3 protein-coding genes are annotated in these 1,945 nt (G+C 62.9%); 2 read left to right on the forward strand and 1 reads right to left on the reverse strand.

Translation table 11 applies throughout. The annotated features are described in order from the left end of the window. Positions 1 to 254 precede the first annotated feature (254 nt). On the reverse strand, positions 255 to 1,112 hold the full coding sequence (locus BP858_RS07170; protein WP_074175511.1) for a methanogenesis marker 8 protein: 858 nt from the start codon (positions 1,110 to 1,112) through the stop codon (positions 255 to 257). A 127-nt stretch (positions 1,113 to 1,239) separates the two neighbouring features. Between BP858_RS07170 and BP858_RS07175 the strand changes: the two genes are divergently transcribed. After that, positions 1,240 to 1,413: a hypothetical protein gene (locus BP858_RS07175; protein WP_250317264.1), complete on the forward strand. Its 174-nt coding sequence runs from the start codon at positions 1,240 to 1,242 to the stop codon at positions 1,411 to 1,413. Positions 1,414 to 1,427: 14 nt separating this feature from the next. Next, on the forward strand, positions 1,428 to 1,945 hold a 518-nt coding region (locus BP858_RS07180; RefSeq protein ID WP_286879189.1), incomplete at its 3' end, for a heparan-alpha-glucosaminide N-acetyltransferase.

Here is a 1,945-nt window from a genome sequence, read left to right on the forward strand (position 1 = left end):
GGGCAGTCATGGCGATATCCAGTGGGAAGCCGCGCCAGGAATAGTGCTGGCGACGATTTCCCGGAAGGATAGGCAGGGGAGAACCGCCCCGGAGCGGGTTCTCCTCTGGGTTCTCCCCTTGGAGAGGACCGTGGGGATACCCGAGAAAAGCCGTCTCCCGGGATGCAAACCCCCGGGTAGTGTGAAAAAAGATCGATACTCTCCTCCGCTGAGCGTGCCGGTAATTGGGAATCGTTGCAGTAGTGCCGCTGGTGTCAGCAGAGCGGCGCCGGAGACTGCGACCCTTCTACCGGGAGGCGTGCGCCGTGGATGATGAGAGGGCGGTCGGTCTCCTCTGCCTTTGCAAGGATGATCGCTTTTCCGGCCCGCGTCATCGCAAAGACCGGGATTGATGTTCCTGCCTGCAGGAGCGCGGTCTTCGCCGCCTCATCACGGATGTGGCGCGATGCGCAGGCGGTGACCAGGTCAGCCGTGCCGGCCATCAGGGCCGCGTCCTCCTGCGATATCCCCGTCAGGTGGACGCCGACGATCACGGCCTCCGGGAACCGGTCCCTGATAGCCGCCGCCTCGGTGGCATCGGCGGTGGTCACGGCGACCCGCCGGTGCCCGAGCGTTGCTGCCAGGGCGACACCGGCGACCTGGTCGATGGCTGCGGTCTTGGGATCGAGGACAACGCCCCCGTTCTCCCGAATACGCGCGATCACCTCAGGGATGGGGCTCGTGAAGACGAGCCCCGACATCCGGCCGCCGATCCCCTGGATGAGGGCAGGATCCTTTGCAACCAGCGTCCCGGCCCCGTCGGAGACGATCACAACTGCGTCGAGCAGCCCCTGCCTGATGGCACCGCTCAGGAGTTCGGACGCCCCGAAGAGGACAAAGTCAGGTCCGGCAAGGACCTCCCGCTCCGGCGTGCACATCCCGAATGACCGTATCCGTGCCTCAATGTTTTCGCGTATCGCATCGGGCGTCATCTCCCTGACCGGACAGGCAAAACGCCGTGCCAGGGGGCAGTCATCTATCTGTGGCGTCCCGACTTCGACCACCCGGCCGTCCCTGACCACGACCCGGCATTTGCCGGCGGCTTCTATGATGTGTTCGTCCCGGTCGCTCATGGTAAAACCGTATTACGGTAGGCAGGGGCGGGGCATAAAGCTGCCTCTCCGGGCTCCCGGGTAAACACTTATCAGACCAGCGCCTCCATGGAAGTTAAGGCAACCATAATGTGTGTGCAGCAGAGAGATGGAGGTGAGAGACCTGGGTCGGATCTGTAGCCCGTTCATTGTTCTTGAGTGCAGCCGGGAGTGCGGTTTCTCCCGGATCTACAACGAACCAACCGAGGAGCAGAGCAGGGAGATCGCCGGGATGAAAGTCTGTCCTGCCTGCGGCGCCCCGGTCCGGCGAAGATTCTTCTGACGGCGGGGGAGCGATTGCCCGCGGAACGCTACTGGGAGATCGATCTCGCCCGGGGTATCGCCGTCGTGACGATGATCGTCTTTCACTCCGCCTTCGACCTCAACTTCTTCGGAGTTCTGCCGCTGAACGTCTCCGGCGGGTTCCTCCGGATGCTTGCCTACCTGACCGCATCGGCGTTCATCTTCATCGTCAGGGTCTCCTTCACCATCAGCTACGCCAGGGCTGAGCGGCGGTTGGCGAGACGCGATCTTGCGCTCAAGTACATCAGGCGTGGTCTTGGGATATTCTCCCTGGGTCTCGTCATCACTGCCGTCACCTGGCTCTTCCTCCCTTCGGTCTACATCGTCTTCGGCATCCTGCACTTCATCGGCATCGCAATCCTGCTGGCGCCGCTCTTTGTGCGGTTCGGCACGACAAACCTCATCCTGGGCACCGCCTGCATCATCGCTGGCTACGTCACAAACGCCGTCTCGGGCCCATGGCCGCTCCTCTGGCTCGGGATCCATCCGGCATCCTTTATGAGCCTCGATTA

Origin of the sequence: Methanoculleus sp. UBA413 (assembly GCF_002502935.1) — an archaeon.
GTDB lineage: Archaea > Halobacteriota > Methanomicrobia > Methanomicrobiales > Methanoculleaceae > Methanoculleus > Methanoculleus bourgensis.